Raw genomic sequence first — 24,574 nt, forward strand, 5'->3', positions numbered from 1 at the left:
TTCCTGTTGCTGTTGTTATGGGCCTGTACCTCCAGGGCAGCCCGGCAAAGGGTCTTTCGACCTGCGTCCGGGCTGGCGTGGAGCCACAGTTGCGCAGGCTTGCGCCTGCGCACCGTTAAGGCTGTGTTGAAAAATCAATAAGGACTTTCGAGTTCTCCAAGTTCTACGAAGACGCTCTTGGTCTGGGTGTAGTGATAGAGGCTCTCGATGCCGTTTTCGCGGCCGATGCCGGACTCCTTGTAACCGCCGACCGGCATTTCGGCCGGCGAAGCCCCCAGGTATTGATCCAGCAGATGCCGGCCTGCAGCTGCGCGATCACGCGGTGGGCGCGTCCGATATCACGGGTGAATACACCGGCGGCCAGGCCGACGCGGGTATCGTTGGCGCGGCGGATCACCTCGTCCTCGTCGCTGAAACGCAGCACCGACATCACCGGCCCGAAGATCTCGTCGCGCACGTTGGGCATATCGTCCGAGCAGTCGGCGAAGACGGTCGGTTCGACGAAGCAGCCGTTGTCGAGGCCTTCGCCGGTGGCGCGACGGCCGCCGCAGAGCAGACGGGCACCGGCCTGCCGTGCCGCTTCGATATAACCAAGCACCTTGTCGAGGTGCTTTTCGGAGATCAGCGCGCCGATCTGGGTCTCGGGATCCAGCGGATCGCCGATGCGCAGCGCGCGGGTGCGTGCTTCCAGCTCCTCGAGGAAGGCATCGTAGATCTCGTCATGAACGAAGACCCGGGTGCCGTGGGTGCAGACCTCGCCCTGGGTATAGAAGTTGGCCAGCAGGGCGCCGGAGACGGCGGTCTCGACCTTCGTGTCCGGGAACACGATCATCGGCGACTTGCCGCCCAGTTCCATGGTGACCGACTTGAGGGTACCGGCCGCCGCCGCCATGACGCGCTTGCCGGTACCGCATTCACCGGTGAATGAGACCTTGGCGATCTCGGGGTGATTGGTCAGCAGGGCACCGGTACGGCCATCGCCCTGGACGACGTTGAAGACGCCGTCCGGCACGCCGGCTTCGCTGAAGATTTCGGCCAGCTTCATCGCCGTCAGCGGCGTCTCCTCGGACGGCTTGAAGATCATCGCATTGCCCGCGGCCAGCGCTGGCGCGGCCTTCCAGCAGGCGATCTGGATCGGGTAGTTCCAGGCGCCGATGCCGGCGCAGATACCCAGCGGCTCGCGACGGGTATAGAAGAAGTTGCCGTTGCCCAGGTCCTGGTAATCGCCCTGAATCTTGCCGGCCAGGCCCGCGTAATACTCGATGACGTCGGCGCCGGTGTGGATATCCACGGCCAGCGCTTCCTGCAGCGGTTTGCCGGTATCCAGCACCTCGAGCCGCGCCAGCTCCTCGTTGCGCTCGCGCAGCAACTCGACGGCGCGCAGCAGGATGCGACTGCGCTCGGTCCCGGTCATCGCCGACCAGCGGGCAAAACCCTCTTTGGCGGAGGCGATCGCAGCTTCCACATCGGCCTCGGCGGCCTGCTGTACCTGCGCCAGCACCTCGCCGGTCGCCGGGTTGCGGGTCTCGAAGGTCTCGCCGCTCGCCGCGTCCCGGCAACGGCCATGAATGTATTGAGTAATGATGTTCATGATGTCTGTGCAGTCCTGGTTGGGAGTCGCGACTCGGTGAATTCAGACGGCAGTTGCCGCTCCAGATAGTCGGTGATGATGCGCTGGGCCAGATTGCTGTTGATACCGTCCGGCGTCAGGGCTCCGCGCAGCCAGATGCCGTCGATCAGGGCCGCGATGCCCTGGGCGACGAACTGCGCCCGCTGCGGCTCCATCACCCGTTTAAGCTCGAGACGCAGGTGCGAGAGCAGCCGCTGCTCGTTGACCCGCTGCAGCCGGAACAGCGCCTCGTGGTGCATCGCCTGGGACCAGAACGCCAGCCAGGTCTTGACCACCTTGCGATCGAGCTGGCGGGGGTCGAAGTTGCCGCCGACGATCGCCTTGATCCGGGCCTTTACATCATCGGGATCGGTCTCGGCGAGGCGCTCGCGCACACCCTCGGACAACTGCTTGAGCACCGAACGCATCGTTGCCTCGAGCAGCCCGTCCTTGCCGCCGAAATAGTGATTGATGATTGCCGGCGAAACCCCCGCATAGCGACTGATGATCGCCACGCTGGCCTTCTGCAGACCCTGCGAGTCGATCGCCTCCATGGTGGCGCGTATCAACTGCGGTTTTCTGATTTCCGGCATCCCGACTTTGGGCATGGGAAACCTGCCTCTCTTTTTTAATTAAACGACCATTTAATAACAGCCTGACGTTTTCGCACCGCACTGTCAACCCGGGATCGGGCGATGTGCGCAAACAGACAGGAAAAATCACGAAAATCGACAAAATTGTCGGTCATGAATATGAAGGCGTCGTTTATTGGCATGCGTGAGGCATGAGGCATGAGGCATGAGGCCACGGTAGGATGAATGGAGCGGCGCAGCCGCGCAACCCATCAGCGCAATCAGCGCCCGTCGCGCCGCCAGACGATCAGCTGGTTGTTCGCCGGCATCGCAAAGTCGTGCTCGAGAACCAGCCCCTCGGCAGCCGCCAGAGTGTCGACGGCCTCGAAATCGCGGATGCCGCTGCGGGGATCACGACAGCGAAGCCAGCGGTCGAATTCGCCGTTGCTGTCGCTGGTATAGTGACCGCCATAGCGGAAGGGACCGTAGATGCACAGCAGGCCACCCCGCTGCAGTACCCGACCGACACCGCTGATCAGCGCCTCGACTTCCGTCCAGCCGACGATATGCAGGGTATTGGCGGTAAAGACAGCATCATAGGGCGCTCCGGGCCAGTGCGGCGCCGCCACGTCCAGCACGCGGGGGCAGTATATTGTCGCCGCCATGACGCTGCAGGTTGGCCGCCAGGGATTCGAGGTGGACATCCAGTTCGGTCGGCTGCCACGACAGATGCGGCAGCGAGGAGGCAAAGTGGGCCGCGTGCTGGCCCGAACCGCTGCCGATCTCCAGCAGCCGGCGGCTTTGCGCCAGCAGCGGGGCCAGCCGGGCGAGTATCGGGGCCTGATTTCGGGCGCAGGCCTCACTGTAGGTCAACCAGGTCAAGGCAGCTCTCCACTAGTGTACTGTTTCACCCTTAAAGGCACTTATAGCGAGTCGCCAAGGAGCTGGCCGCAAGGCGCATTTTTGAAGGCATAGTGGACCTATGTCGAGAAAATGCAACACCGCGGACAGCCCCTTGGCGGCTCGCCCGGAGGAGACCGCCAATTCGCGCCCCGCGGCGTTGCCGTTCTTGGCAAGAGCGCCACTATTCCCAGCGAACGGCGCCTTGCTGGACACGAATTGGCGGGCTCTATAAGTATCTATTAGGGTGAAACAGTACACTACGGGGCTTCCATTCTCCCCAGCGCAAAAGGGAGCTGTCAACCGACCGCCGCGCTGACGTCGATGCCGCCGCCCTTGGTCTGCTTGTGCAGGTACATCTGACGATCGGCCAGCCCCAGCAGCCCCTCGGCATCGTCGGCATCGTCCGGGAAGACCGCAAGGCCTATGCTGCCGCCCTGCGTCAGCGCGATATCGCCAACCCGGAAGGGCGTATCGAACAGCAGCTCGAGCTTTTCCCGCACCTTGTTGAGCTGGTGCTCGCCGTCCAGCACCGGGATCAGGACCACGAACTCGTCACCATGGATACGGGCCACGGTATCTTCGCCGCGCATCGATTCGCGCAGGCGGACACCGATCTGGATCAGCAGCTGATCGCCGACATCATGGCCCCAGCGATCGTTGACCTGCTTGAAATCGTCGAGATCGAGGAAAAGACCGCCACCCGGCTCGAGGTGCGCTGTGCCGAACGGATCGCCTGTTCGAGCCGGTCGAGCAGCAGATTGGTGTTGGGCAGGCCGGTCAGATGATCGAAGTGAGCCTTGTCATAGAGGCTTTTCTGCTGCTCGAGCAGGCGGAAGCGGGCGCGCAGGATCCGCAGGACCACCCAGCCGCCCTGCAGCATCAGCAGAACACCGCCCCCGAGCAGCCCGGCCAGCAGCCAGATATCCAGTGCCTGCCAGGGTGGCTGATAGCTCAGCTCGAGCCGTAGCGGCTGCATCAGACCGGTGTAGCTGTGGCTGTAGCGGAACGGTCTGATCGGCAGCGACCGGCTCAAATCCGGCTGCAGCCTGGCCAGCAACCCGCGCTCGCCGAGATCCCCGTCCGGATGGATCAGCTGCACGTCCAGACCCGGAAGGTCCTGGGCCCAGCCGGGCAGCAATGCATCGGCGCGGATCACGAGCAGCGCATAACGGGAATACCCCTGGCCGGCCACCGCGTCCTCATCGTCGAGCGGCGTAACGGCATGGTAAAGCAGATAGCCGCGGCTGTTGCCCAGTATTATCGGGCGCGAGATGCCATCCGGCCTGACCGCGCCGCTGATCAGCCCGCTCAGTACCGACGTTTCCTGGGCCAGGTCCATGCCCAGCAGAGCCCGCGCCTCGGGCAATTCCGGCTCCAGCAGCACCACCGGGTAATAGTCGTCCGGCTGCGCGCCGGCATCCGCCGGGCGCAGCGGATGGATATCGAAACCGCGCGACTCCCCTGCCCGCATCTTCGCCTCGAAGCCCTCGCGCTCCACAGCGGGTACGCGACTGGCAATGGCAAGCATGTAAAGGTCGGAATGATGCTGATGAATCAGGTTTGCGAACGCACGCGCCCGTGCAAGATCGAGCTCGGACTGGGTGGAAAGGTAATGGGCGAAGCTTTCCAGCGCCATCTGACGTGACCGGAGCTGGCTGTCGACTTGATGGGTGAGATCGCCGGCGAGGGTTTCGAAACGGGTTTCGAGGCGGCGATATTCCAGGCTGAGTGCGCTGCCGATAAACAGGAGCACGGCAAACACCCAGACGACCAGATTGCTGATCAGGTGGGCTCGCGGCATCAGGTCAACGGGTGAGCGCTCCATGCTGTTATCCCGGCACTGTTGATTCGAACTTGAATGATGTCTCCGAAAAGCGGCCGAATCAAGAAAAACCGGTAACGGCGACGTCGCTTAACCGCCGCCTGAAAGCACGAAACCGGTAACGGGAAGGCCCGCTACCGGTTTCGTCAGCACCGGACCTGATCCAGGCCCGGCGGCATGCCGATCGATCAGAGAACTCAGTTCTTCTCTTTGTCGACCAGCTTGTTCGCGGAGATCCACGGCATCATTGCACGCAGACGCTCACCGACCTGCTCGATCGGGTGAGCCGCGTTGTTGCGACGGTAAGCGGTCATCGAAGCGTAGTTCGAAGCGCCTTCCTGTACAAACATCTTGGCGTATTCGCCGTTCTGGATGCGCTTCAGCGCGTTGCGCATGGCAGCACGGGATTCGTCGTTGATGACCTCCGGACCGGTCACGTACTCACCGTACTCGGCGTTGTTGGAGATCGAGTAGTTCATGTTGGCGATGCCGCCTTCGTACATCAGGTCGACGATCAGCTTCAGCTCGTGCAGACACTCGAAGTAAGCCATTTCCGGCGCGTAACCGGCTTCGGTCAGGGTTTCGAAACCGGCCTTGACCAGCTCGACGGCGCCGCCGCACAGGACCGCCTGCTCACCGAACAGGTCGGTTTCGGTCTCGTCCTTGAAGGTGGTTTCGATGATGCCGGTACGACCGCCGCCAACACCGCTGGCATAGGACAGGGCAACGTCCTTGGCCTTGCCGGAAACGTCCTGGAAGATCGCGACCAGGTCGGGGATACCGCCGCCCTTGACGAACTCGGAGCGCACGGTGTGGCCCGGGGCCTTCGGCGCGATCATGATAACGTCCAGATCCTTGCGCGGCACGACCTGGTTGTAGTGGATGGAGAAGCCGTGGGCGAAGGCCAGGGTGGCACCTTCTTTCAGGTTCGGCTCGATCTCTTCACGGTACAGCTGGCCCTGGAACTCGTCCGGAGTCAGGATCATGACCAGGTCGGCGGAAGCAACGGCATCGGCGACGTCAGCCACCTTCAGACCGGCACCTTCGGCCTTGGCGCGGGAAGCGGAGCCGGCACGCAGACCGACAGTCACGTCAACGCCGGAATCCTTCAGGTTGCAGGCGTGGGCGTGGCCCTGGGAACCGTAACCGATGATGGAAACTTTCTTGCCCTGGATGATCGACAGATCACAGTCTTTGTCGTAATAGACTTGCATGATGAAATCCTGAATGGGGTGGCTTCTGTTCGCACGCCGTCACAGCGGCGGCTCGATGGCGACAAAGATAAGCGATAAACGCCATTGCGTAAAATGATATATATGCAACGTTATATTTCGCTTTGTGCAATAATAAGCGACATCATCGTTGCACCGGCACGACCGGAGACCCCAGGTGGATACAAGATCCCTCCAGCTGTTCCTGAGCCTCTCGGAAACCCTGCACTTCGGACGCTCCAGCGAGGCCTGCCATATCAGCCCCTCGACCCTGAGCCGCACCCTGAAACAGCTCGAGGAAAGCCTCGGCGTACAGCTGTTCGAGCGCGACAACCGCACCGTCACCCTGACCCACGAAGGCCGGCTGTTCCAGCAATATGCCCGCGAAGCCCTGGCCCAGTGGGACCTGATCCGCAACTCGCTGCTCGCCGAAGCGGCCGAGCTGCACGGCGAGATCAGCATGTACTGCTCGGTGACGGCCAGCTACAGCTTCCTGTACGAGATCCTCAGCCGTTTCCGCCACGACTACCCGCGCATCGAGATCAAGCTGCATACCGGCGATCCGGACCAGTCCATTGCCCGCGCCCTGGCCGGCGACGAGGATATCGCCATCGCCGCCCGGCCCGACAGCCTGCCCGCCGGGCTCGACTTCAAGCCGATCGCCGCCTCGCCGCTGCTGTTCATCGCCCCACAGGGCGATCTCGGCTTTGCGCTGCCGCCGGCCGGCGAGTCGGCCGCCGAACACTGGTCCGACGTCCCGATGATCCTGCCCGAAGGTGGCGTCGCCCGGGACCGGGTCGACGAATGGTTCCGCGCCATCGGCATCCGGCCCCATATCTACGCACAGATCGCCGGTAACGAGGCCATTGTCAGCATGGTCAGCCTGGGGTTCGGCATCGGCGTGGTACCGCGCCTGGTGCTGGAGAACAGCCCGCTGGCCGAGCGGGTGCAGATTCTGGATGCAAGACCGGAGCTTGCACCGCTGGAGGTCGGCCTGTTCGCGCTGGAACGAAAGCTGAAGAACCCGCTGATTCAGGCCTTCTGGGCGCAGTTGCCGGGCGAGGCGTGAGGCGCCACCAATAAAAACACGAAGCCCCGCAATTGCGGGGCTTCGAAGATCGTCACACCGGGGAATTAACCGGCGCTGTTGACCATATGCTCGATGGCGGCCTTGATCTCGTCGTCGGAGCAGTCGGCGCAGGTACCGCGCGGCGGCATCGCATTGATACCGTTGATCGCATTCTGCAGCAGGGTATCCATGCCCTTGGCGCTACGGTCGGCCCAGTCGCTGGTGCCGAACTTCGGTGCGCCGGCAACACCGGTGCCGTGGCAGGCCATGCACTTGGTGTTGTAAACCTCTTCGCCGCTGCGTGCGCCGCCGGCGGAAGCCGTGGCCGCAGCAGCCGCGCCGCCGCAGCTGTCGTCGCCGACCATGCAGACGGAACCTGCCGGCTTGATACGCTCGATGATCTTCTCTTCGTCGGTAGCCGCCTGAACGGAAGCCACCAGCGCAACACCCAGACCCAGGGCGCAGAGCGCGGACGCAAATTTATTCACAGTCGGGACCCTCATTACTTTGCAAGAATTCGGCGCCTCGGCTCACCCGTTGCAGGCCCTGGCCTCACTGTGGACGCAGGGCAGATCACCGGTGCGCTGACGCATGGCGTAATTGGCGCAAAAGTATAACGGCAAAAGCCCCTAACGGAAACGGGACTTTTAGCGATACGCCGCGGATATACCGGCGACTCGCGCCGTCCGGAAGCCGATACGGGAACGAACGGTGCCCGGAGCCTGTACGGTCAGACAGATCGCAGGTTGACCAGAAAGCGAAGGCGCGATAGCCGGCAACCGCCGTCGTGCTGCGCCCGACATGGAGGGTTACGCGGCGCCCGAATGGCGCAACGCCACCCGGGCTCGCTGGACCTGGCCCCCGAACGTATGACGTAGCCTGGAATGAGCGCAGCGAAGTCCGGGGATGGTGCAATGCGCTTCGCTTATTGGCACCCGACGACGGGCACAAAAGAAAGGGGTGCAGGGTCGGGAAGGCGCCATCCATGGCTTGCTCCCTGCCGATACGTGTCCTGATCGGTCTGCGAACAACTCTAACGCACACCGGTGACAGAACCGTGACAGCCCCCGGCTGATCAGCATTCGATCAGTGCGCGTTCCGCAACGAAAAGGGCTTGGCAAACGCCTTTGCAATCCGTAACATAGCCGCCTGCAAACAACTTCCTTTGCGCGCCCGTAGCTCAGCTGGATAGAGTAGCAGGTTCCGATCCTGTTGGTCGGGGGTTCGAATCCCTCCGGGCGCGCCATCTTTTATAAGCCTCCTAGCGATAGCAGTCACTAACAAAGCATCTAGATATTTAAATTTGGTTCCCCCTCAGGTTCCCTCTGCATAACTACTGCCTATCCTCCCGATACTGCAAGAACGCACTGGCGTGGTTCAGCGGCGAGCGCGTGATGTACTCACTTCCCGCTGATAGCAGCTTTACAGGAATATCAACAGAATGACATAGGCGCCCACGCCATACCTGCACGAATACTCGGGTCCTGAGAAGCCCCCAGCTTATTGCAGCAAGGCCAGCGCCTGCTCATGCGGCATACTTACCGACCCACTATGCTGCACCTCCTGGCGCGAACTGTAGGCTTTGGGTGCCATCCGCTCGGCACACCACTTCAGATTGTCGGCCATCGCCCTGGCCACCGACGCTTCGATCTCGCCGGCTTCCAGCTTGTCCACCAGCTCCACCAGGCGGTCTGCATGCGCATATCCTGCAGCCTCGCGAGCTAGCCGGTACTGGTCCGAAAACTCCTTGTGGCGGCCATCGACAATCCACAGCAGCACGGTGCTCTTGCTGGGCATATCAGAGTCCGCGCAGATGGAGCGCAGGGATTCTCCAGCTGCGAGCCGTTCACAGATCTTGTTGCCGAGTGCCGATTCGTAGCTGGACGGGCGAGACATTTGAATATCCTGATCGAAATCACGTTTCGTTATAATATAACATATTTTGATGGTCCTAAAATTTCTGCGAGACAAAAGGGTAAAGAGGATTCGCAACCCCCGCTCTCAAAATCGGGGGCGTACTATTTAGAGGTACCCGCGGCCCACTACCGTTTTCAGAAGGCGACTGCTCGGAGTGCCAAGAGTTGGATGTAATCTCCGCTTGCAAGGCTGCGGATACACTCTTATCAGCCTTGGGTCGCGCGGTGGCCTCGTGGACATTCACCTGCTGGCGATATAGTCCCACACTAAACCACGCCACACCGGCAATTTGCCTTTGGTGATGACAGATTTTCGCCCCTCCTTCGCGCCCGCGAGCAACGACAGTGGCCGACCCGGCCCCGCAACTTTGGTGCGGTCGCGGGTTAAGTCTTACTCGCACTGGCCTAATGTGCCGAATACCTGAAAGATAAGCCGCCGGTACGACTTAGTGGTGTCGATGCATTTCGTTAGCGAACGGACCCGACACCACGCGCTTCCAATGCGCCAGTTACCTCGATCAGATGAGGAAAGTAGTATCCCGAGCTGAATCAGCGGCCACACGACCAGCACGTACCGGTCGCGCAGATACGACAAGGCAGCAGCCAGCCAGACCCGAAAGTTCCAACTTTGCCCCGGACGCCGCGCCCTCGAAAACTCCTTCGCAGCTCGCTTTTCGAAGCGCATCCGTCTGCGAGGCGGTGTCCTGTTCCGACGGTCGATTTGCCCATTGCCGGTAAGTTCCATTTTTCGCCTGCTTGTCCGTTAACGCTTACCACTTCCGTTAAATTACCAACCCCAATGTGACACTTATGGTGACGAACGACAGCAGTGTCGTAGCCAGCAACATACTCGAGCAAATGGAGCGATAGCCGTAGTTGCCTCCGATGATCGGGTAGATGCTCATCATCGGCATCGAGGCCATCAGTACGGCTGCGGCCTTCAGCTGAGGTTCCAGCCCGGGTATCAGCAGGATCATCAGGCTCACCAGCAGTGGGTGCATGACGAGCTTGCCGGTGACCACGGTGCCGATTTCACCGAGGTTGCCCCGCAGGTTGGTGTTGACCAGCGCCCCCCGACAACGAAGAGTGCGATACTGGCCGCGGTGCGCGCCAGCATGTCCAGGCTCCTGGCGATTACGTCGGGCAGCGTCAGGTCCAGGGCCGATATCAGAAGGCCACACGCAATCGCGATGATCAGAGGGTTGCGCGCCACCCGAGAAATCACGGCCTGCAAGGCCTCCTGCAGGCGAGTGCCGTTCTTTCGCCCGACACTGTACTCGATGGTCACCAGTGCCAGCGGTAGGATCAGGATATTTTCGATCATCAGGCACATGGCGAAGGCATTGGTCGGCGGGTGGTCGAATATCAGCAGCAGTACCGGATAGCCGATAAAGGAGCTGTTGGACATGGACATGCCGATGCCCTTGACGCCGCTGCCGGTGAGGTCATTGCGCAGCAGGGTTTTACTGATGGTGATGCCGAACAGAAGCGCTAGCACGGACCCCAGTCCGTAAACCAGCAGATAGGTCGGTTCGACGACATTGCCGAACTCCATAGTGCCGAGCGTGCTGATGATCAGCGCCGGCATCGCGAGGTAGAGCACGAAGCGGCCAAGTCCCGGGATGGCGTCCTGCGGCATCAGCTTCGTTCTGACCGCGACGAAACCGAGAGCGATCAGCAGGAAAATGGGAGCCGTCGTGGCCAGGATCTCAAGCATGCTTTCTCTCCGAAAAGGATAAATTGGGCAGGTGCCCTTCATTGGTACAGAAGCGCGGGCTGGGGTGGTGGGCAACGCTGTCAAGCGATTATCGGTCGGAGGCGAGCATTTGCCGATCAAGCCCGGCAGACCTATTTAGCGTCCGCCGGAACAGGGGTTCAGGGTTTGGGGATGCCAAACTCTTCTGGTGACATCTTGGTTTCACCGACGTTGTGCAATGACCAGGTGGTTACCGACTGGTAATGTTTTAGATAGGCATCGGCTACCTCACCACTGATATTTACCATCACGGCCCCGAAGTCTGCCATGAACCTTCCGAACGCTTCCTCCGAAGCGGCCTTGCTGAAAGCATCCGTCAGCTCGGTCTTAGCATCATTCGGAATGTCACGTTTGGCGAAAATGCCATAGAAGGGCCCCCAGGGCAGAAATTGTTTGAAATCCGGCAGGTCCGTGGTGATCAGAGGGATATCCTCGAGGCCAGGTATCGGCTCATCGGAAACCACCGCCAGTGGCTTCACACGGCCGGCGCGTATATGTTCACGCACGGCGGTCAGCCCCGCAGGCATAAAATCGACGTGACCGCCTTGAAGGGCGGTGATACCCGGGCCTTCTCCATCGAATGGCACAGCGCGGACGTCGAAATCGGTGGTCGACTTCAGCATGGCACCGACGACAAAAGGCAGACCACCCGGCCCGGTCGAGCCCATCTTGACTTCACCCGGATTGGCCTGGACGTCGGCGACAAGGTCCTTGAGCGAGTTCCACGGCTTGTCGTTATTCGTGACGATCACGGCCACTCCGCGGGCGAGAATATTCACCGGGTAGAAGTCGGCATAGTCGATCTTCGACAACCCGAGCACCTTGTGCAGCTGCGGATTTTCGGCCCCGTACAGCAGCGTGTAGCCATCGCTGGGGCGGGAATTGACGAAGTTAGTGGAAATAGCGCCGGCGCCGCCGGCGCGATTCGTCAATACAATGCTTTTGCCCAGCTCCAGTTCGACAATTGGCGTGATGGCCCGGGCGACGTTGTCCATGGCACCGCCGGCGCCCCACATAATCACGCCCTGAAAGTCTTTTTCCGGAAAGTCCGCGGCAAAGCTGGCGCCGGCCATTGTACCCGTAAGTACGGCAGTGCTCAGGATTCTGTATAGTTTCTTCTTCACTTTATGTGCTCCTCTCTTGTTGTCGATGAATCGCTGGCGGATCGGGCTAGACTGCTTCTGGTCATCGTCTTCAGCCAGCAAAGTATTCCAGCGCGACCAGGTAGCCGAGCGTTCCGAAACCGGCCACAATCCCTTCAGCACGACCGGATACAAACGAGTGGTGGCGGAACGCCTCACGCGTGTGGATGTTGGAAATATGGACTTCGATCACAGGATGCTCGAACGTGTTCAGCGCATCCAGGATTGCCACCGAGGTGTGGGTGTAGGCCGCGGGGTTGATGATGATACCGGCCGCCTTTTCACGCGCCTCGTGTATCTTCTCGACAATCGCCCCTTCGTAATTGCTCTGGAAGAACTCGATCTCAAGACCCAGTTCCTGGGCCTTTTTCGCCATCCGCGCTTCCACATCGGCCAGTGTCTCGAGGCCGTAGATCTCCGGCTGACGCTTGCCCAGCAGGTTCAGGTTGGGGCCGTTCAGCACATAGATAGTCTTACTCATAATCACAACTCCAAATCCGTTGATTAGTAGCCAAATAGTCGTGGCAAGAACGTGACCGTTTCCGGAATGAAGGTCACGATTGCGAGTACGATCAGCTCGACGACAAACAGAGGCATGATTCTGCGGGACAGCGCGCCGACGCCCACGTTAGCGATCGAGTTGGATACGAACAGGCAGATTCCCATTGGCGGCGTCACAAGTCCGATCATCAGGTTAAATATGACGACGATACCGAAATGAACGGGATCCAGACCAAGGTGCATGGCAATGGGATGCAGGATCGGCAGCAGAATCAGCATGGCTGCAATCCCTTCCAGGAACAGGCCCACGATCAGCAGGATGAGGTTCACCGCGAGCAGAAACACCCAGGGACTGGTGATTTCCGCCAGTACCATCTCGCTCACTTTCTGCGGAACCTGCGAAAAGGTCAGCAGCCAGTTCGCCACGGAAATGACGCCGATGATGATCAGGATCACTGAGGAGTCCCGCATGGCGCGGATGAATACCCGTGGCAGCGCGCTAAGATGCAGGCTCTTGAGCACGAACATGCCCGCCAGCAGCGCGTAGCCCGCTGCCAACGCCGCAGCTTCCGTGGGTGTGACGATACCGGTCAAGATCGAGCCAACGATAAAGATTGGCATGCACAGCGGTACCCAAGCCTCCTTAAGAGCGATTAAACGCGCCTTTAGCGACAGCCTGTCGTGCATCGGTGCATAGTGGGCCGCTTTGACGCGCACGTAGACTGATAACCCGATCGCCAGCAGGATGCCAGGCGCGACGCCAGCGAGGAACAGCGCCGGGACCGATACTCCGGAGGTGATGAGGGCGTAGATGATCACCGGAATACTCGGCGGAATCATCGGACCGATCACCGAAGAGGCTGCGGTCAGCGCGGCGGCGAAGTCGCGTGGATAGCCCTCCCTCTCCATTTCAGGAATAAATATGCGCCCCAGTGCCGAGGTATCGGCAACGGCGGAGCCTGACAAGCCAGCGAAGATCACTGATGCCCAAATATTCACGTGGGCAAGCCCCGCCTTCATATGGCCAACACAGGCGTTGGCAAACTTGATGATGCGAGCAGTGATACCGCTCTCGTTCATCAACTCGCCCGCGAGAACGAATAGCGGGATCGCAAGAATTGCGAAGGAGTCAAGCCCAGAGAAGAGTCGCTGACTGACCAGGCTAACGGAAAACGGTGTTTGAGAGAGATAGCCCAGTACTGCCAGAAGAATAGCAAAGGCGATCGGGCTGCCGATGAGCAGCAGTACGAACAGAGTAATAAAGCCGGTCATATCAAACGCCCTTTACACTGTATTGCTCGGCCTTTCAGGTTATCGGGGAGCTTCAGCAGAGCTGCGATCACAAGGGCTACACCGCCTATAATCATGGCGGACTGAAACACACCCATCGGTATGCCTGTGCCCGGCGCATCGATACTGCCGCGCTTGAGAACAAACAGGTATCCGGACCAGACCAGTACCACACCGGTTCCGAGGGCGACAAGGTCGGTCAGAATGTCCAAGAGCTTTTAAGCGAGCCAGAGATCTTCTCCATGAAACCGAACTTGATATGGGTATCGTCCATATAGCACAGCGTGCTACCGAACATGGCGCCATAGATCATGGCGTAGCGAGCGACCTCGTCACTCCACTGAATCGAATAATTAAGCAGGTATCGGCTCATACTGGCGACCAATACCACGGCAAAAACAATAAACAGGGAGCCGCCGGTCGCCCAGGCCAGGAGTTTTTTATAGAGATCTTTCATCGGGGTTGTCCCAGAAAAGCAGGTGCGGCTACCAACGTCGGGAGTGGATTACTCCACCCCCGCCCTCAGAAGCAGCCCGCTTGTCGGATCAGTTTACGGCGGCTTCCTGAACAGCATCCCGGGCTTTGGTGATCCAGGCTGCGTCGATCTCACCCTTAAGCCACTCGATAACGGCGGGCTGTGCCGTTTCGCGGAACGCTGCCAGCTGCTCCGGTGTAGGAGAGGTAATCTCCATACCGGCTTCGGCCAGCTTGCTCAAACCTTCGGCGGAGTTGAACTGCTGGATCGCGCGGCCGACGGTACCGGCCACTTTCGCAGCACGATCAACGATGTCACGATCTTTCTCACTGAGGCTCCCGTAAAGTGCGTCGTTCATGACGAAGAAGTCCGTACCATAGACGTGACCGTCCAGGGTCAGGTACTTCTGCAGTTCATAGAGCTTGTTGTTGTAAATCACACTCACCGGGTTTTCCTGGCCATCAACAACGCCCGTGGCCAAAGCAGACGGAACTTCCGGCCAAGAGATAGGGGTCGGATGACCACCGAGTGCCTTGACCATCTCGACGTAAAGAGGCGCAGTCATGACGCGGAGCTTCAGGTCTTTCAGGTCGTCTGGGGTTTGAATCGGACGCTTGGAATTGGTGAAGTTACGGAATCCGGTTTCACCATAGGCCAGTGTCCGGAGCCCGGTTTTCTCGTAACAGTGTTGGCTAAGATCCTTACCGAACTTGCCGTCCAGTACTTCCCACGCCACCGGCGCGGACGGAAACAGATAGGGAATTTCCAGCACAGCCGCTTCCGGGCACAGATTGGAGAATGCCCCGGATACCATCGCCATACTCAGGGTGCCGTCCTGAGCGGACTGAAGTAAATCAGTTTCACCACCGAGCTGACTGGATGGATAAACATTGACTTCGATACGACCGCCGGACTCGCCCTCTACCAGATTTTTGAACACAATCGCGGCAGCACCTTTCTTGGAGGTTGTCCACTCTTGCGGGTCAACATGCCCCACCGTAAGCGTCACCTCAGCGGCCTGCGCCTGCATAGAGATAGCGGCGGCTACAGCCATGCCCAGTGTTATTTTTTTTGTACGCGGTTTCATGCTAATTTCCTTCTTTTTTTCAGGGCTATGAGCACCCCGATTGCTTTATTATTGGAGAGCAATTAACTGATTAATATTTTGCGATTACTCAGGTTAAAGCCCTACCAAACAAGGTCATAAAAATTCTTTATCGACTTTCTATTACTAAAAAGTCATTCATCATTATTTACGTTCAATAAAACATACACACAAACAATACGATAAACGCCAAGCTGGTTTTACACAAAAACAAAGTGCTAATTGCAGTTAAAGCCAATCATGTATCGGCATCGATGCAGATTATTTATCAAGTTGGTTATGTATTGGTATAGGCCGATCCCAATAGACAATATTGAGATTCTAAATAGGTAATAACCACGCGCGTACATTAGGATAGCGACTTCACTTTCATCCCAGCTGTTATCAGTATTGGGCACGATCATCACCGTCAATTTTCTCTCGCTGTTCGTTATCCCTGTGGCGCCGTCGAGCGCCAAAAATAAGCAGGAGGACAACAATGTTAAAACTAGGTCTGATTGGCCAGTCTATCGCCAGATCACGCGCCCCCTCGCTACACATCATGCAGGGCGAGCTACACAACGTAGACGTCAGGTATGACCTTCATGAACCGCGTGATACTACTCCCGAAACGTATGCCGAAACGCTGCATCAACTGCGGCACGAAGGCTATCGGGGCTGCAACGTGACGTTCCCGTATAAGCAGCTGGCGGTTACCCACGCGACCGAAGTGAATCGCGCCGTCCGACTGGTCGGTGCCACCAATACACTACGGTTCAATGGAGAGGAGGTTTTTGCTGCCAATACCGACTACACGGGCTTCATTCGTGGCTATCGCGGACGTGTAGGCGAGCAACCAGCAGGCCGGGTATTGCTGCTGGGCGCAGGCGGTGTGGGGCGTGCCGTTGCATTTGCGTTGTTCGAACTCGGCGCCAGCGAAGTCGAAATCTATGATATTGATCAGTCAGGTGCACGGTCCCTGGCGCGGTCGCTGCAAGAAGCCGGTTACTCCGCGAAAGCCGTTACCGCTGGAGAACTTCCCTCAGCGGCCGCGTCGGCTGATGGCCTGGTCAACTGCACACCTGTCGGCCACTACATGACGCCCGGGACCCCGCTGGATGAGAAGATGATCGGAGGCCAGCGCTGGGCGTTCGATGCCGTTTATACCCCGATAGAGACCGAGTTTCTGGTAGCCGCCCATCGCCAGGGGCTGACGATCATATCCGGTTTCGATCTGTTCTTTTACCAGGGGCTGGATGCGTATGAAATCTTCACCGATACGAAAGTGGATCCAGCGGCGGTTATGGAGCGGTTCAAACAGCGCTTCGATATCGTCAGTGACCTGATCAAATAATGGTGGGTTGAATTTGTTCACCTTGCCTGCCCGGACGGTCAGCGGCAGGCACTTCGAGGCCGCGCAACAGGCTACAAAGAGCCTTGATCATACGTTGGCCTACCGGGTCTGCTGAGCAGACCCTTTTTTGCTTTCCACTATCTGTTCCGTTGAAACAGCTCGGCGATAACCCCTCTTAACCAGCAATTGCCGGCATCCCGATGAAAACGCTCGTGCCAGTGCTGCTTTACCGTAAAACCTGCCACTGGGACAGGGCAGTCATAGACGGCAATCTCGGCGTCGCGCGCCAGCGTCTCGCCAATATGGCGTGGGGTGGTGGCAATCAGGTCAGTGCTGCTGATCATATCGCGCAGTCCCAGAAAGCCGGGGAGGCGAAGTCTGACCTGGCGCTCCAGCTTCGCCGACTTCAACGCCTCTTCCAGCAACGGCAAGCCGGTCCCTGATACGATTCCGATATGCTCGGCACTGGCATAGGCATCGATATCGAGCGAGCCCTTGATTGCAGAATGATGCCGGTTGGCAAGGCAGACCCAATCCTGCGGAAAGAGCACTTGCTGATAGAAGCCTGCTTCCAGGCCTGGTATCAGCCCCACCGCGACGTCGATATCGCCTTCTAGCAGCATCTGGGGCGTCTCGTCGGTAATTCGCACAGCTTCCAGCCGAGACATAGGCGCACTGGCGCGTAGATAGGCGAGTATGCGGGGCAGAAGGGTAACGTGGCTCGCGTCGGTCATGCCAATCCGGAACTCACGCTCAGTACTGTTCGGGTTGAAATGCTCCTCTCGGCTGGAGATAGCCCGCAGGGCGCTCAGCGCGTCACGGACGGAGATAATCAGAGTATTGGCGCGTGCCGTCGGCATCATGCCCTCTGGCGTTCGCACGAATAGCGGGTCGTCAAGCTGCTCCCGCAGCCGGGCAAGCCAGATGCTGACGGTGGGTTGGCTCTGGCCCAGCAGCTCCGCAGCTCGGGTGACACTGCGGGTGCTGTAAAGCAGATCGAACAGCCGCAGCAGCTTCACATCGATCAGCCTGCTGTCGACCTCATGAATCTCGGGCATAGGACCTTATTCCTAGCTTGACCCATCAACATAATAAAACGCAATGATACGTATAACAAGCATAAAATTTACGAAGTATTGCTCGCGTTTTAATCTGTCTACATCGAATACAGACGGCGTCAAAGGCCGCAGCGGTGTCGGAGAAGTCAGGTATGAAAATTTGCGTAGTAGGCGCGGGCGCGCTTGGGTGCTCGATTGGCGGTGTGTTAACCGAAGCGGGTGAAGAGGTTTGGCTGATTACCCGCAACAAAGCCCATGTTGATGCGATGAATCGCGAGGGACTGAAGATGCGCGACGGGGATCAGGTCCGCACCGTCGCGGTCAAGGCTGCGACTAGCTGCGCGGGACTGGAACCGATGGATCTGATCATCGTTCTGGCCAAGTCCTACGACACTCGTTCGGCGATCGAGGCAGCAGCACCGGCGATTGGTCCCAACACCCAGATACTTTCGTTACAGAATGGTCTGGGTCATGAGGAAATCCTGGCCGAGATCGTCGGTAGGGAGCGTCTGCTGGCCGGAAAAACTTATGTCGGTGGGGTGATGACAGCGCCAGGCTGCATCACCATTGGCACCAGTGGGAAGCAAACCATTATCGGCGAGCTCGACGGGGCGATCAGCGACCGGGTTCAAAAGGTGGCGAGCCACTTCAACCGTGCAGGGCTTGATACCCGAGTCAGCGACAACATTATCGGCACCATCTGGGATAAGTTGCTGATCAACGTGGCGACTGGCGCGCTTGCTGGTATCTCTGGCCTCCCCTACGGGCACCTCTATGCCGTTCCGGAAATCGAAGCGGCAGCCTTGGACGCCGTGGCCGAGGCAATGACAGTCGCGCAAGCCAACGGCATAGCACTGTCGATCGCGACACCGCGACAGGCCTGGGAAATGGCTTCTGCTAGCCTGCCGTTCGAGTTCAAGACCTCGATGCTGCAGAGCCTGGAGCGCGGCGCCAAAACCGAAATCGACTTTATCAACGGTTCCGTGGTGCGTTGGGGCGAACGCTGCAACGTACCGACACCGGTCAACCGTACCCTGGTCGCCTGCGTGAAAGGGATCGAAACCCGCCAGCGTCATGGCGTCCAGTAACCGACTCAGAAAGAGGAATAGATCGATGGCTTACAACAAAGGCGCCTATGTCGAGCACGCGGCGATCCGGGTCAACGACATTCACTGGCATATCCGTTTCTTCAAGGAGGTGCTGGGAATGCCTGTCCGTGAGATCGATGGCCCCGAAGACAACCCCAATCAGTACTGGACGGTCGGTGGGATTCAGTTGATCGCGACGCCGGGGTTCGAAGCCCCCCGAGCAATGATGCCGGTTGGTTGGCGCACCTGGGAATCATGGTTGACGACCTGGATGCCGCGCTTTGTGAAGCCCGGCAGTGGGATGTGAAGGAGCTGCCACAGGGCTACAACTGGCTGCAGCTGCCCGATGGGCTCGCCGTTGAGTTGATCCAGGCCAGTGGTGACTCGGTCGCCGAGGTATTGGCCATCAATCCGCGGGCCTGAGAGCCACCCTCGCTAATACACCAGGAGCTACATCATGAGCAGTGCAACCAATCAGTTCGATAGCCCGGAACTTTACTGGGATGACGCTAACGAGGGTGACGTCTGTATCAGCCCGACGTACACCGTTACCGAAGAACGTATCAACACCTATGCCGACCTCACCGGCGACTTCACTCCGGTTCATGTGGATGAGGAATATGCCAGAACGACACCCTTTGGCACCCGCGTCGCCCACGGGCTGCTGGGGCTATCCATCGCCGACGGCCTCAAGACCATGAGCGAGTATCGCTTCGTACCCGGCATGTCACTGGGCTGGAGCTGGGACTTCGTACGCCCGATCAAGATCAACGACGTTGTGCATGTGCGATTCACAGTGGGAACCAAACGGCTGTCCAAGAGCCGCCCGGGTTGGGGAATCGTGATTCTGCCGTCCGAGCTGATCAACCAGCACGGTGAGGTGGTACATCGCGGCGAGCATCGGCTGATGGTTCCGCGCCGCCCAGGAACGTTCGAAACCGCCGAGCAGGAGGTCTGAGATGAATCCATTTGCCATGGGACGCCCGCTCGAGGGTGTCCGGGTTATCGATTACAGTCACTTCCTGGCCGGTCCCTACCTGTCGCGCTGTCTGGCGGCACTGGGTGCCGAAGTGATCAAGGTCGAACGGCCTAAAAACGGCGATGCCGGCCGCGACCACCCTTACTTCATCAAGGGTCAGAGCGGCTATTTCATTCAACAGAACATGGACAAGCGGGGCCTCTGTATCAACGTCAAGGACCCCAAGGGCCTGGAGCTGATGCACAAGCTGGTCGAAAGCGCCGATGTCTTTGTCGAGAATTACCGCCCCGGGGCCCTCAACAAGCTCGGCCTCGGCTACGAGCAGCTCAAGGAGATCAATCCGAAGCTGGTCTACTGTTCCGTGTCCGCCTACGGTCATACCGGACCGGATTCCCACCGTGCAGGCTTCGGTCTGATTGCCGAGGCCAAGAGCGGCATCATGGCAATGGTCGGCAACCCCGGTGAAGCGCCGCCGCTGCTGCGTATCGCGCTCGGTGATATGTACACCGGCATCCACGGCGTCGCGGCGGTCAATGCCGCGCTCTTGGGACGGGTGCAGTCCGGCAAGGGACAGCATATCGATTTGGCGCTGTACGATACCCTGGTATCGATGCATGAATACGCCGTGCAGTGTTACACACTGTCCGGTGGTAAGGATATTCCCGAGAAGACCGGTCAGGACCTGCCCACATCGACGCTGTACGGCGCATTCGCGGCGCAGGACGGTGATCTTGTGATCGCGGCTCAGGTGGATGACGCCTGGAAGCGCCTGGCCACGCTGATCGGAGAGCAGCTCGGGCAACCCGAGTTTGCCGTCGACAACCGATTCCATACCTCGGCGGGTCGTAACGAACATCGCCTCGACATCCTGCCCGTGGTGCGCCAGTGGGTGGCGAGTAAAACGGTCGGGCAGTGTCTCGCTGACCTGGAAGCGATCGATGTTCCCTGCGCCAAGGTGCAGACCATCGACGAGGTGATGGCCGATCCCCAGATCCAGGCACGCGGCATGCTGATCGAACAGGAACACCCGGTGGTGGGTAAGGTGCAACTGGCGAACCTGCCGTTCCGCTTTTCAGGCTGCGATACCAACCCGCAGAGACCGGCACCGCTGCTGGGCCAGCATAATTGCGAGATTGCGCAGGGGCTGGGGTATGACTTGAACCAGATCGACGAGCTGTTTGCAGACGGTGTGCTGTACAGCGAGCCGACTGTCAGTGAGCTTTGAACACAATTAGAGGATAAGTAGCGATGAGCGATAAATACGGACTGATCGGCAATCCACTGAGCCATACCAAATCACCGATGATTCATGGCACCTTTGCCTCCGACAGCAAGCAGTATCTGACCTATACCGCGATCGAAGCCGAGACGGATGCCTTTGTCGCTACCGTTGACCAGTTTCGGGCTGCGGGGGCTGTGGACTGAACGTTACCGCGCCGTTCAAGGTGGAGGCGTTTGAATACGCGACCGACCTGTCAGAACGGGCACGCCTGGCGGGTGCCGTCAATGCCCTGAAATTCGAGGGAGAGCGTATCTACGCCGATAACTTCGACGGCGTCGGCCTGGTCAACGATATCCAGCGCAACTTAGGTTTCAGTTTAGAGGGGCGGCGCGTGCTGCTGCTGGGCGCCGGTGGCGCTGCGCGCGGCGCGGTGTTGCCCATTCTGGAGCAGTCGCCGGCGACGCTGGTGATTGCCAACCGCACGCTGCAACGCGCAGAAGCCTTGAAGATGCAGTTTGCCGGTGACGACCGGATTCAGGTCTGCCGCTTGCAGGATCTGGCCGAGCAGAAGTTCGACGTGGTACTGAACGCGACCTCCGCCAGCTTACGCGGGGAGCTGCCGGCGGTCCGGGCGGATATTTTCTCTCCTGATGGGCTGGCTTATGAATTGGCGTACGGCAAAGGGCTAACACCTTTCCTGCGCCTGGCCAAAGGCGCTGGTGTCACCCAGCTTGCGGATGGCGTCGGCATGTTGGTGGAGCAGGCGGCCGAAGCGTTCGAGTGGTGGCGTGGCGTACGGCCAGACACCAAACCGATGATCGAGGCGTTGACCATACCGCTGGTCTGAGCATCACCTTATTCGGATACCCCTGCGCGGTTGCTACCACGCAGGGCGCTTTGAGACATGCGGCTAGTTCAGGTCGGTCATCCTTTCCCCCGAGGCTCCCGAGGCCATGTCTTCATAGACATGGTTCCCCTCTACCCCAGCGCCGATCAACGCATCGCGTTGCAGACCCATCGCCTGGGACCCGTACGACTTGGACACCCGCATGTAACCGATCAGCAAAATAGCCCTTGTCACATAAACGTTCGATTATGTGACATTCTTCTGCATAGCAGTCTCTACTTGAAAATTCGTCACATAACCCGTTATTTATTGTATGACTCGCAAATATATAAATTTGATCATTCTGTGACACCAACCGACAGCAAGTGGGTACCGCCATCCTTGGCAACAGATGGACTAGTGCAACCGCGTCCGCAACCAAGTGTTCGCAGCCTTCCGGCCCGCATTCTCGCGCTGATACTCCTTCAGGTCTGGCGCAGCAGCGGCTGCCAGCCATTGGTTCCGGTACTCGGCCAAAAGCTGGTGGCGATCGTTAATGGACCGGAACGCCAGCAACTGATCGACAAATACCCGGTCGTCCCAGAGCAGCGACAAGTCAAGGTCGGCGGCGTGCTGCAGAAAGGGCAGCGGAAGATCGATATCGAGTTGCTGGCGCAGCTCCTCGATCAACCGCTGCTTGTTGGCCAGGATGAAGTTACGCTGCTCTTCGGTCAGCGGTTGCGCCGAGCCAACCAGCAGCCGCTCACCTTCCAGACGCAACTCGATGCCATGTTCGGCGATCACTGAGGCCAGTCCCATTAGAACGCCTCCCAGGTCCTGGTTTCACGCTTGCCATTTACCACCGGTAGCGCTGGTATCGGCAGTAGCACCTCAGTAACGGCTGGGGCTTGGGCCGCTACCGCCTCCCGATCCAGGCCGGTAGCACTGGTAGCGGATTGGCTACTGCCCATCAATGCGTTACCACCAGCTACCACCGATTCGTTGCCCGTCGTAGCACCGGTATCCTGCTTCGTTCCTGCGCTGATACGGGTGTTACCGTTGCTACCAACTGCTTCGACAAGACTGGAGAGAATCGCTGCTTTGACCGACACAACAGTCACACACTGACCCTCGACTCGAATGACGCTGCTCAGACCCTTGGAAATATGCAGCAGCCCCGCATCGAGCAGAGCTCGCTTTACCTTGGTGGCATCAGCGCCAGCACAGGCCTCCCTGAAGGCTGCAGGCGTGAAGTGATATAGCTGATCACGCTTCCATCCCGCACGGTCACGCGGCGGCGGCGCCTCGCAACTCGTTTCGAACCGGCTTTCCTGCGCCATCACAAAGTTCGCCACAGCACAGATACCGCGATCGGTATCCGACACGGTGGACACCTGACCCAACCAGATTGCATAAGCAAGACGGACGCACTCCATAATCTGTTCTTCCGTCCAGGGCAGCACCTGGGCACGCGCGGCCAGACACCCCGTATGCAGCACCAAACCGAATCGCTTGCGTGCCCGTACGGCAATGGGAGATGCTGCCGGCCCGAGCAGCGACAGATCGAGCTTCTTCCAGCCCGACGCCAGGTCTGCGACACGCCTCAAAAACTCCGGCCCCGCGTGGCCGTAGTGGTCGGCGCAGTGCTCTTTCATGGCGTCAGCCTGGTCGCCGTCCGCGAACAGGGCGGGGGCATAATCCAGATTGATATCGATCATGCGCACCAGCTGCCCGCCCTTGGCCTTGCCGCCTCCCTGCTCGATGAAGTCGGACACCGCCAGCTCACCGGCGCTCAGGATCGAGACACGCCAGCTTTTGGAGTCGCGGAGGCCCCCAGTCTGTTCACTGCGATCACGTCCCGTTCCGGAGATGATGCGGTAGATGGTGCGACCGAACTCCCGGGTATCCCCTCGCCGATCTCGTCGACCACCATCGGCAGATCGTTGTGTAGTTCGGCTTTGGCTTCCAAGGCGTTGGCAGTAGCGTTCCAGCGGCTGATATAGGTTTCGGCGCCACCCGCCCGCTGCGGATCCACCCCGCTCCCCCAGCAGCTTGCCGCAGCCTGCAGAGCAGTAGTTTTGCCTCGAGATGTCTCATCATAGATATGGAACCCGCCTGCCTCGACGCCCACTGGGTAGCGAACCGGCGCGCTAAGGCTGGCGCAGATCAGGAAGCGAACCATCGGTGAGGCATCCAGTACCCCGGCCTGCCACTGCTCGAGAGTACCGTTTCGGCGCATGGCGCGGGCATGATTCGACAGCCCAGTCGGTTGATAGACGATGCTCTCTCCTGCTGGCGCATTAATCGTCTCGTTCGGCAGGACAAAGGCATTTCGCAGCCAGCCGGTGCAGCTCGCTGCCACGAGGCGCTGCTGAACATTGAACATCGCCAGGTAGGTCAGCAACTTGCGTTCTTTCCCCGGCACAATCGGCAAACCACCGTCAGCCAAACGCTGTGCTAATTCGGTACCCTGAGCATGGAACAGACGCTTCGGGATGGCGATCTCGTGGGGGCGGTCATCCTGATCCAGCCACCAGACCAGCACGCCCCAGTTGTTGCCTTCGGTATCCCGCGTGCCGGCCTTCACGGTTACCGGCTTCGTGGTGATCGTTTCGCTCTTGTCGTCATCCCCAAGCAGTTGGACCCCTTGTTGTTGCAGACATAGCCTTTAGGGATGTGCTCAAACCTCTCTTTCGG

The 24,574-nt window shown here is 59.3% G+C and carries 25 protein-coding genes, 1 tRNA gene and 3 pseudogenes; 9 read left to right on the forward strand and 20 right to left on the reverse strand.

Annotation, left to right across the window (positions count from 1 at the left end):
- Positions 1 to 134 precede the first annotated feature (134 nt).
- From betB to ilvC, 6 genes and pseudogenes are all read right to left on the reverse strand, one after another.
- Positions 135 to 1,591: pseudogene (betB, locus tag ACFQDL_RS10555) on the reverse strand (betaine-aldehyde dehydrogenase).
- Entirely contained in the window at positions 1,588 to 2,217 is a 630-nt protein-coding gene (betI, locus tag ACFQDL_RS10560; protein WP_379908980.1) for a transcriptional regulator BetI, read from the reverse strand. Before betI ends, betB begins: the two are co-directional and overlap by 4 nt.
- 245 nt (positions 2,218 to 2,462) lie before the next feature.
- A pseudogene (locus ACFQDL_RS10565) lies at positions 2,463 to 3,063 on the reverse strand (DUF938 domain-containing protein).
- 317 nt (positions 3,064 to 3,380) lie between these two features.
- A pseudogene (locus tag ACFQDL_RS10570) lies at positions 3,381 to 3,722 on the reverse strand (diguanylate cyclase domain-containing protein); the annotation flags it as partial.
- Entirely contained in the window at positions 3,704 to 4,909 is a 1,206-nt protein-coding gene (locus ACFQDL_RS10575) for a sensor domain-containing diguanylate cyclase (protein ID WP_379908981.1), read from the reverse strand. The gene ACFQDL_RS10575 and the pseudogene ACFQDL_RS10570, both read right to left, overlap by 19 nt.
- 194 nt (positions 4,910 to 5,103) lie before the next feature.
- Entirely contained in the window at positions 5,104 to 6,120 is a 1,017-nt protein-coding gene (gene ilvC / locus ACFQDL_RS10580; protein WP_379908982.1) for a ketol-acid reductoisomerase, read from the reverse strand.
- A 175-nt stretch (positions 6,121 to 6,295) separates the two neighbouring features.
- On the opposite strand from ilvC, the gene ilvY reads away from it, so the two are divergent.
- Positions 6,296 to 7,186: an HTH-type transcriptional activator IlvY gene (gene ilvY, locus ACFQDL_RS10585; RefSeq protein ID WP_379908983.1), complete on the forward strand. Its 891-nt coding sequence runs from the start codon at positions 6,296 to 6,298 to the stop codon at positions 7,184 to 7,186.
- A 65-nt stretch (positions 7,187 to 7,251) separates the two neighbouring features.
- Here the strand turns inward: ilvY and ACFQDL_RS10590 are convergent, their stop codons facing one another.
- A complete protein-coding gene (locus ACFQDL_RS10590) occupies positions 7,252 to 7,674 on the reverse strand; it encodes a c-type cytochrome (protein WP_379908984.1) in 423 nt (140 codons plus the stop codon).
- A gap of 681 nt (positions 7,675 to 8,355) precedes the next feature.
- Here ACFQDL_RS10590 and ACFQDL_RS10595 point away from each other — a divergent pair.
- Positions 8,356 to 8,432 (forward strand) — tRNA-Arg (locus ACFQDL_RS10595).
- A gap of 254 nt (positions 8,433 to 8,686) precedes the next feature.
- Here the strand turns inward: ACFQDL_RS10595 and ACFQDL_RS10600 are convergent.
- The 9 genes from ACFQDL_RS10600 to ACFQDL_RS10640 all read right to left on the reverse strand — a co-directional run bounded on the left by ACFQDL_RS10600 (position 8,687) and on the right by ACFQDL_RS10640 (position 15,353).
- On the reverse strand, positions 8,687 to 9,082 hold the full coding sequence (locus ACFQDL_RS10600) for a terminase small subunit-like protein (protein WP_379908985.1): 396 nt from the start codon (positions 9,080 to 9,082) through the stop codon (positions 8,687 to 8,689).
- 802 nt (positions 9,083 to 9,884) lie between these two features.
- Positions 9,885 to 10,103 (reverse strand): AEC family transporter, encoded by a 219-nt coding sequence (locus ACFQDL_RS10605; RefSeq protein ID WP_379908986.1) that lies wholly within the window; start codon positions 10,101 to 10,103, stop codon positions 9,885 to 9,887.
- The gene (locus ACFQDL_RS10610) at positions 10,085 to 10,819 is read right to left on the reverse strand and encodes an AEC family transporter (protein ID WP_379908987.1); all 735 of its coding nucleotides are present in this window, start codon (positions 10,817 to 10,819) and stop codon (positions 10,085 to 10,087) included. Before ACFQDL_RS10610 ends, ACFQDL_RS10605 begins: the two co-directional genes overlap by 19 nt.
- A 158-nt stretch (positions 10,820 to 10,977) precedes the next feature.
- Positions 10,978 to 12,063 carry a Bug family tripartite tricarboxylate transporter substrate binding protein gene (locus ACFQDL_RS10615; RefSeq protein WP_379908988.1) on the reverse strand — a complete coding sequence of 362 codons (1,086 nt, stop codon included), beginning with the start codon at positions 12,061 to 12,063 and terminating at the stop codon, positions 10,978 to 10,980.
- Entirely contained in the window at positions 12,053 to 12,481 is a 429-nt protein-coding gene (gene aroQ, locus ACFQDL_RS10620; protein WP_379908989.1) for a type II 3-dehydroquinate dehydratase, read from the reverse strand. Before aroQ ends, ACFQDL_RS10615 begins: the two co-directional genes overlap by 11 nt.
- Positions 12,482 to 12,504: 23 nt before the next feature.
- Positions 12,505 to 13,773, reverse strand: coding sequence for a TRAP transporter large permease (locus ACFQDL_RS10625; RefSeq protein ID WP_379908990.1), 1,269 nt, complete (start codon positions 13,771 to 13,773; stop codon positions 12,505 to 12,507).
- The gene (locus ACFQDL_RS10630) at positions 13,770 to 13,964 is read right to left on the reverse strand and encodes a hypothetical protein (protein ID WP_379913009.1); all 195 of its coding nucleotides are present in this window, start codon (positions 13,962 to 13,964) and stop codon (positions 13,770 to 13,772) included. Before ACFQDL_RS10630 ends, ACFQDL_RS10625 begins: the two co-directional genes overlap by 4 nt.
- Positions 13,965 to 13,990: 26 nt before the next feature.
- Positions 13,991 to 14,248 carry a TRAP transporter small permease gene (locus tag ACFQDL_RS10635; RefSeq protein WP_379908992.1) on the reverse strand — a complete coding sequence of 86 codons (258 nt, stop codon included), beginning with the start codon at positions 14,246 to 14,248 and terminating at the stop codon, positions 13,991 to 13,993.
- Between the two features lie 88 nt (positions 14,249 to 14,336).
- Positions 14,337 to 15,353 (reverse strand): DctP family TRAP transporter solute-binding subunit, encoded by a 1,017-nt coding sequence (locus ACFQDL_RS10640; RefSeq protein WP_379908993.1) that lies wholly within the window; start codon positions 15,351 to 15,353, stop codon positions 14,337 to 14,339.
- 496 nt (positions 15,354 to 15,849) lie between these two features.
- Here ACFQDL_RS10640 and ACFQDL_RS10645 point away from each other — a divergent pair, with 496 nt between their 5' ends.
- Positions 15,850 to 16,704, forward strand: coding sequence for a shikimate dehydrogenase family protein (locus ACFQDL_RS10645; protein WP_379908994.1), 855 nt, complete (start codon positions 15,850 to 15,852; stop codon positions 16,702 to 16,704).
- Between the two features lie 137 nt (positions 16,705 to 16,841).
- On the opposite strand, the gene ACFQDL_RS10650 is transcribed toward ACFQDL_RS10645, so the two are convergent.
- Positions 16,842 to 17,762: a LysR family transcriptional regulator gene (locus ACFQDL_RS10650; RefSeq protein ID WP_379908995.1), complete on the reverse strand. Its 921-nt coding sequence runs from the start codon at positions 17,760 to 17,762 to the stop codon at positions 16,842 to 16,844.
- Positions 17,763 to 17,914: 152 nt separating this feature from the next.
- Here ACFQDL_RS10650 and ACFQDL_RS10655 point away from each other — a divergent pair, with 152 nt between their 5' ends.
- From ACFQDL_RS10655 to aroE, 6 genes are all read left to right on the forward strand, one after another.
- Positions 17,915 to 18,850, forward strand: coding sequence for a ketopantoate reductase family protein (locus ACFQDL_RS10655; protein WP_379908996.1), 936 nt, complete (start codon positions 17,915 to 17,917; stop codon positions 18,848 to 18,850).
- A gap of 25 nt (positions 18,851 to 18,875) precedes the next feature.
- Positions 18,876 to 19,157: a hypothetical protein gene (locus ACFQDL_RS10660; protein WP_379908997.1), complete on the forward strand. Its 282-nt coding sequence runs from the start codon at positions 18,876 to 18,878 to the stop codon at positions 19,155 to 19,157.
- A gap of 150 nt (positions 19,158 to 19,307) precedes the next feature.
- Positions 19,308 to 19,808 (forward strand): MaoC family dehydratase, encoded by a 501-nt coding sequence (locus tag ACFQDL_RS10665; RefSeq protein WP_379908998.1) that lies wholly within the window; start codon positions 19,308 to 19,310, stop codon positions 19,806 to 19,808.
- Position 19,809: 1 nt separating this feature from the next.
- Positions 19,810 to 21,054 (forward strand): CaiB/BaiF CoA transferase family protein, encoded by a 1,245-nt coding sequence (locus ACFQDL_RS10670; protein WP_379908999.1) that lies wholly within the window; start codon positions 19,810 to 19,812, stop codon positions 21,052 to 21,054.
- 23 nt (positions 21,055 to 21,077) lie between these two features.
- Positions 21,078 to 21,254 (forward strand): hypothetical protein, encoded by a 177-nt coding sequence (locus tag ACFQDL_RS10675; protein WP_379909000.1) that lies wholly within the window; start codon positions 21,078 to 21,080, stop codon positions 21,252 to 21,254.
- Between the two features lie 20 nt (positions 21,255 to 21,274).
- On the forward strand, positions 21,275 to 21,898 hold the full coding sequence (gene aroE, locus ACFQDL_RS10680) for a shikimate dehydrogenase (RefSeq protein WP_379909001.1): 624 nt from the start codon (positions 21,275 to 21,277) through the stop codon (positions 21,896 to 21,898).
- Positions 21,899 to 22,294: 396 nt separating this feature from the next.
- Here the strand turns inward: aroE and ACFQDL_RS10690 are convergent, their stop codons facing one another.
- The 3 genes from ACFQDL_RS10690 to ACFQDL_RS10700 are packed head-to-tail and all read right to left on the reverse strand — an operon-like array spanning position 22,295 to position 24,536.
- Positions 22,295 to 22,696, reverse strand: a complete 402-nt coding sequence (locus tag ACFQDL_RS10690; RefSeq protein ID WP_379909002.1) for a hypothetical protein — start codon at positions 22,694 to 22,696, stop codon at positions 22,295 to 22,297.
- Positions 22,696 to 23,652, reverse strand: coding sequence for a hypothetical protein (locus ACFQDL_RS10695; RefSeq protein ID WP_379909003.1), 957 nt, complete (start codon positions 23,650 to 23,652; stop codon positions 22,696 to 22,698). The genes ACFQDL_RS10690 and ACFQDL_RS10695 overlap by 1 nt, the downstream gene beginning before the upstream one ends.
- Positions 23,653 to 23,669: 17 nt before the next feature.
- Complete coding sequence (locus tag ACFQDL_RS10700; RefSeq protein WP_379913011.1) at positions 23,670 to 24,536, reverse strand: DUF927 domain-containing protein; 867 nt, start codon at positions 24,534 to 24,536, stop codon at positions 23,670 to 23,672.
- Positions 24,537 to 24,574: the final 38 nt, after the last annotated feature.

The organism is Marinobacterium aestuariivivens, from assembly GCF_042661465.1.
GTDB classification, from domain to species: domain Bacteria; phylum Pseudomonadota; class Gammaproteobacteria; order Pseudomonadales; family Balneatricaceae; genus Marinobacterium_A; species Marinobacterium_A aestuariivivens.